At 75.7% G+C, this 5,897-nt stretch carries 4 protein-coding genes; 3 read left to right on the plus strand and 1 reads right to left on the minus strand.

Annotation, left to right across the window (positions count from 1 at the left end; all coding sequences use genetic code 11):
- Positions 1-882 precede the first annotated feature (882 nt).
- Both D450_RS0100630 and D450_RS0100635 read left to right on the plus strand, forming a co-directional pair.
- On the plus strand, positions 883-1,464 hold the full coding sequence (locus tag D450_RS0100630) for a GNAT family N-acetyltransferase (protein WP_026128304.1): 582 nt from the start codon (positions 883-885) through the stop codon (positions 1,462-1,464).
- A gap of 108 nt (positions 1,465-1,572) precedes the next feature.
- Positions 1,573-2,502 (plus strand): oxidoreductase, encoded by a 930-nt coding sequence (locus D450_RS0100635; protein WP_017536748.1) that lies wholly within the window; start codon positions 1,573-1,575, stop codon positions 2,500-2,502.
- A 192-nt stretch (positions 2,503-2,694) separates the two neighbouring features.
- On the opposite strand, the gene D450_RS0100640 is transcribed toward D450_RS0100635, so the two are convergent.
- Entirely contained in the window at positions 2,695-3,912 is a 1,218-nt protein-coding gene (locus tag D450_RS0100640) for an ROK family transcriptional regulator (protein ID WP_017536749.1), read from the minus strand.
- Positions 3,913-4,179: 267 nt separating this feature from the next.
- Here D450_RS0100640 and D450_RS0100645 point away from each other — a divergent pair, with 267 nt between their 5' ends.
- On the plus strand, positions 4,180-5,469 hold the full coding sequence (locus D450_RS0100645) for an extracellular solute-binding protein (RefSeq protein ID WP_017536750.1): 1,290 nt from the start codon (positions 4,180-4,182) through the stop codon (positions 5,467-5,469).
- Positions 5,470-5,897: the final 428 nt, after the last annotated feature.

Genomic DNA, 5,897 nt, shown 5'->3' on the forward strand with positions numbered 1-5,897 from the left:
CCCCAGCGGCCACGACCTTGGGTGGCGACACCACCACTCACGATGCCCGACCTGGCCCTTTCTGCCCGCCCCCGCCCGCACACCCCGTCCCATCGCCCGGATTGTCCGGATGAGAGGGACTGAGAGGCCCTCCCGGACCCCGGATCGGCCTCCGGGACGGAGCGGGTGCACGGCGGCGGCCGGACCAGAACCGGATTCGGTACCGGAGCCCCCTTCTACCGGCACACAACGCCCGTTTACAACCCCCACCCTGACCCTGGGTGACCAAAACGGGGACACCGGCCGAGCGGACTCCCACAGGGGCCGCCACCCCGCCCCGACACCTGCACCCCCTCCCCCGCAAAGACCCGCAGACGACACCATTCCGGACCCTTGTTCACCGAACGCCGTTCTGGTCTAGCCGCGATCGCGCCTGGAGCCCCCGATGAGGCGTCGGTGGGCGCGCTCGGGCCCGCCCCGCCTCATGACCGTCCGTATCCCCCCAGTTCAGAAGGGGCCCGCTGATCGCAATGGTGCACGGCGCGCCCCGATCGGCCACCGCGGACACGCGCGAGCAGGCCCCGCGGCCACCCGGACCACCCGGAACCCGCCACCTGGCCGGGGCCCAGAAGCGGGGCACCCGCCGTGCCGTCGCCGCCGACACCCGGGACCGCGAGAAGCCCGGCAGCCGACCGGCAGCCCCGGGGAACCGCCCCGCTTCCTTCGTCGCCGCCCTTCCCCCTTGACCGGCGGGGGGCCGCCCCCCNCGCTGCTCCCGCCCCCTGGGACAGAGGAACAGAAAAGAAGGTGCCTCCGACCGGCCCGCGCGGGAGGATGCCGGGCGAGCGTGAGTGAAAGGAGCCGGTCTCGGTGGTGCAACCGTCCTTCCCTGTCACCCGGGACATGCGCGAATCCGATGTCCCCCGGGTCGTCGAGGTCAGCCTGGCGGCGGACGGGATGTTCGCCGACGCCGGGCTCGTGCTTCCCCCCGACGACCCGCGTGAGCTGCTCACCCATGTCCTCGGAGCCGTCGGCCCCGACGGGCAGCGGCGCTCCCCCGGCCGGTTCGGTGCCGTGCTGGTCGCCGAGGAGGCCGGCGGCGACACCGACGGCACTGGCAGCACTGGCGGCACCGACGGCGCGGACGGCGCCGGGGCCGCAGGGCTCGCGGCGCTCGTGGAGCTGGACGGGGCCGCGCACCTGGAGCAGATCGCCGTCCATCCCGACCACGGCAGGCGCGGCATCGGCCGCGCCCTCCTCGACGCGTCCTGCGCACGCGTCCGGGAGGCCGGGTTCACCGCGATCACCCTGACCACCTTCCGGGACCTGGAGTGGAACGCCCCTTGGTACACACGCCACGGCTTCCGTGAACTCCCCCGCGAGGCCTGGGGCCCCGGGCTCGCCGAACAGTGGCGGGCCGAGGGGCGGGCCGGGATCGCCGTGGCCCCGCGTATCGCGATGCGGCGCGCCCTCGACGCGCCCTGACGAGGGCAGTCCCCTCGGCACCAACCATGACAACTTTCGTTGGCACAGTGGCGCTTGTAGTGTTCGTCGAACGCTCTTCCCCGCCCCCGACCCCCGACGGAGGTTCCGATGGGTGCGACCCCCTGGCGCCCGGAGGACGCACCGCGCCTCGACGGCCGCGTGGCCGTGGTGACCGGCGCCAACAGCGGGATCGGCTTCCAGGCCGCACGCCTGCTCGCCCACCTCGGTGCGCACACGGTCCTGGCCTGCCGCAGCGCCGAGCGGGGCGAGCGCGCCCTCGAACGGCTCAGGGCCCAGACCCCCGGCGCGAAGGCCGAGCTCGCCCTGCTCGACCTCGCCGACCTGGCATCCGTGCGCGCCTTCGCCGAGGACCCGCCCGCCGAGCGGATCGACATCCTGGTCAACAACGCCGGGGTGATGGCCCTGCCCTACCGCACCACCGCGGACGGGTTCGAGATGCAGTTCGGCACCAACCATCTCGGCCACTTCGCCCTCACCGGGCTTCTGCTGCCGCGCCTGCTGGCCGCGCAGGCCCCACGCGTCGTCACCGTCAGCAGCGAACTCCACCGGATCGGGACCACCCGCTTCACGGTGGACGGAGGGCCGGACCGCTACCGGCGGTGGGACGCCTACGCCGGATCCAAGCTGGCCAACCTGCTGTTCAGCGGCGAGCTGCACCGGCGCGCCGAACGGGAGGGCGGCGCGCTGCTGTCCGCGGCGGCCCACCCCGGCATGGCCGGCACCGACCTCGCCGCCGCCGGGCCGTCGCTGGATGGGCGGCCCCGTCTGGGGAGCCTCCTGGCCGGGGCCGCGGGGACCATCGGCCACTCCGACCTCGGCGGCGCGCTGCCGACCGTGCGGGCGGCGGTCGATCCTGACGTGCGGGGCGGCGCCTACGTCGGGCCGAGGGGGTTCTTCGGTCTGCGCGGTGCTCCCCGGTTCTGCCGGCCGAGCACGGCCGCGCGCGACCACGCGGCGGCCGCCCGCCTGTGGACCCTGTCCGAGGAGGCGACCGGCGTGGTCTACACCTGGCCGTGATGCGCCACCGGCGCGGGGCCCACCCGGCCTTCGTCCGCACTCAGGTGCGCTGCTCCGGGCAGGAACGCACCCCTCGAGCCCGGTCGGGTGACGACCGGACGACCAGGAAGCGGTTCTGATCGGCCAGGGCCTTGGCCGCAGGACCCCGCCCCGGCGCACCGGCCCGGCCGAGGATCAGGGTCCGGTCCGGGTTCACTCGGCGACCGCCGCGTAGAGCTCCTCTCGCGCGTTCTCGAGGGCCAGGAGCAGCGCTCCGCGGAGCACCGGCTCCTCCACGCGGCCGACGCCGACCTCGGGGGCGTTCGGGCCGATGGCGGGGACGGCCTCGGCGACGCGGCGGGCCAGCTCCTCGCCGCCCGCGCGGGCCACCTCCCCGCCGAGCACCACCAGACCCGGGTCCAGCACCACGCAGACCGCGGCCACACCCCGGCCGATGCGCTCGGCCAACCGGTCGAGGAAGGCCGCGCCGCGCCCGCCGGGGTCCTCGGCCGCCGCGTCGCGCGCCGCCGTGATCACCTCGGCCGCCCCGGCCCCGGTGACGCCGTGCTCGGCGGCCAGCGCGACGATCTCGCGGCCGCCGACCAGCGACTGGAACCCGTGCTCGATGCCGCCGTCCTGCATGCGCAGCGACTGGAAGCCGCCGGGCCGCCCCACGTCGCGCGGCAGCGGCGCCCCGGGCACCGGCAGGTACCCGATCTCGCCGGCGCCGCCCGAGCGGCCGCTGCGGATCCGTCCGTCCAGCATGATCGCCATGCCCACGCCGCCGGACAGCCACATCAGCGCGAAGTCCCGCTCGTCGCGCGCCGCCCCTTCGGCGTGCTCGGCCATGGCGGCCAGGTTGACGTCGTTCTCGATCAGCACCGGCCGTCCCAGCTCGGCGCCGAGCGCGTCGAACACCCCCTCCAGCCACGCGTGCAGGTCGAAGGAGAACCGCACGGCCCCGGTGCGCGGGTCGACCACGCCGGGCGTGCCGATGACGCAGGCGTTGAGCCGCTCGGGCGGCACCCCCGCGCTCTCCACGAGCTTGGCCACCAGGGAGCACACCGCCCCGACGGGGTCGGAGGCGCTCGACGGGTCGATGGTGCCCTGCTCCACCACCGCGCCGGTGATGTCGGCGACGGCGGCGGTGGCCTCGGCGGCCCCCACCTCCAGCGCCACCGCGTAGGCGCTGGAGGGCACCGCCTCGTACAGCGCGGCGTTGGGGCCGCGGCCCCCGGCCTGGCTTCCCGCGACCCGCACCAGGCCGCGCTCCTCCAGGCGGGAGAGCAGCTGTGAGGCGGTGACCTTGGACAGCCCCGTCTCCCGTCCCAGCTGGGTACGCGTCAGCGGCCCCGACGTCAGGAGGAGCTCCAGCGCGGCACGGTCGTTGAGCTGCCGCAGCAGCCGCGGGGTCCCCGGGCGTCGAGACATAACCGTGACACCCCCATCCCTATTAGTTAAGAAAGTTTCCTGTTAGTTTAACGGCCAACGTGAACCAGGTCTCGTTCACACCCCCGGACTCCGGATCCCCGGAGGCGGGGGCGGCGCGCGACCGAACGGCGTACCAGAGCTATACCAGCACACCCCCGCACCCATGACGAAGCCCGCACAGCGTTCGTAGCCGACCCAGAGATGACCGGGGGGCGTCTTCTTCGACGCACGGTCGCGCGCGTGGCGACGCGTGAAGGGAGAGAACCAGTGAGATTCCCGAAGATCGCGGCCGTTCCGGCGGTCGTCCTGCTCGCGGCCGCCTGCGGCGGAGGAGGCGGTGAGGGCGGTGCCGACCCGTCCGGCGCGCCCGACAGCCTGACCGTGTGGGTCATGGGCACCGCGCAGGACCCCCTCGTCGAGTACTTCGACGGCATCGAGGAGCGCTACCAGGAGACCTACCCCGACACCGCGATCGAGGTGGAGTTCGTCCCCTGGGAGGACGCCCAGGAGTCCATCACCAACGCGATGGCCGGCGGCGACGCGCCCGACGTCCTGGAGGTCGGCAACGACCAGACCTCCAACTGGGCCCAGCAGGGCGCCCTGCTCGCGCTCGACGACCACATCGCCGACTGGGAGGACGCCGGCGACCTGGACCAGGGCGCCCTGGAGTACGGCCAGTACGACGGCGCGCAGTACGGCGTCCCGTGGTTCGCCGGCGTGCGCACCCTGTACTACCGGGCCGACTGGCTGGACGACCTGGGGATGGAGCCCCCGGCGACCTGGGACGAGCTGGTCGAGGTCTCCCAGGCCATCGAGGACGAGCACGACGTCCCCGGGTTCGCCGCCCCCACCGACTTCACCAACGGCATCGCCAGCTTCATCTGGAGCAACGGCGGCCAGATCGCCACCCAGGAGGGCGGCGAGTGGCAGGGGCAGCTCACCAGCGACGAGGCCAAGGAGGCCGTCGAGTTCTACGCCGGGCTGACCGCCGAGGAGGAGATCTCCCCGCAGTCCTACGTCGGTGAGAACGAGCTGGTCCCGCTGGCCGACATGGCCAACGGCGAGCTGGGCATGTACATCGACGGCAGCTGGGCCATGGGCCAGATGGAGGAGCAGGCCGAGGACCCGGCCCTGCTGGAGGAGGTCTCCGCCGCGCCCATCCCCGGGGCCGAGGGCATCGCCCCGGCCTTCGCGGGCGGCTCCGCGCTCAGCGTCTTCGCCACCACCGAGTCGCCCGAGTACGCCGCCGAGCTGCTCACGATGATGGCCGACAAGGAGGGCGGCAAGGGCTACGCCGACGCCGCGGGCTACTTCCCGGCCTACCCCGAGCTGCTGGACGACCCCGCCTACCAGGAGGACCCGGTCAAGGCCGCGGGCGCGCAGCAGATGGAGCACACCCAGTTCTTCCCCGCCACCCCGCGCTGGAACGCCGCCGACCAGGACCAGGCGATCCTGCCCTCGGCGGTGCTGGAGATCGTCCAGGGCGATGACGTGGACGAGGTCATGGAGCAGGCCAACAAGGACCTGACCGAGACCCTGAACGAGGAAGTCGAGTAGACCGGGCCCCCTCACAGGCGGGGGGGCCGTCCCCCCCCCCCCGCCCCCCCCCCCCCCCCCCCCCCCCCCCCCCCCCCCCCCCCCCCCCCCCCCCCCCCCCCCCCCCCCCCCCCCCCCCCCCCCCCCCCCCCCCCCCCCCCCCCCCCCCCCCCCCCCCCCCCCCCCCCCCCCCCCCCCCCCCCCCCCCCCCCCCCCCCCCCCCCCCCCCCCCCCCCCCCCCCCCCCCCCCCCCCCCCCCCCCCCCCCCCCCCCCCCCCCCCCCCCCCCCCCCCCCCCCCCCCCCCCCCCCCCCCCCCCCCCCCCCCCCCCCCCCCCCCCCCCCCCCCCCCCCCCCCCCCCCCCCCCCCCCCCCCCCCCCCCCCCCCCCCCCCCCCCCCCCCCCGGGGCGGCCCCCCCCCCCCGCCCCCCCCCCCCCCCCCCCCCCCCCC

The sequence above is a fragment of the Nocardiopsis halophila DSM 44494 genome, assembly GCF_000341245.1.
Lineage (GTDB): Bacteria > Actinomycetota > Actinomycetes > Streptosporangiales > Streptosporangiaceae > Nocardiopsis_A > Nocardiopsis_A halophila.

Bases quoted from the DNA above. Each gene is read 5' to 3' on its own strand.
- D450_RS0100640 (WP_017536749.1), bottom strand. From the start codon at position 3,912: ATGTCTCGACGCCCGGGGACCCCGCGGCTGCTGCGGCAGCTCAACGAC.
- D450_RS0100630 (WP_026128304.1), top strand. From the start codon at position 883: ATGCGCGAATCCGATGTCCCCCGGGTCGTCGAGGTCAGCCTGGCGGCG.
- D450_RS0100635 (WP_017536748.1), top strand. From the start codon at position 1,573: ATGGGTGCGACCCCCTGGCGCCCGGAGGACGCACCGCGCCTCGACGGC.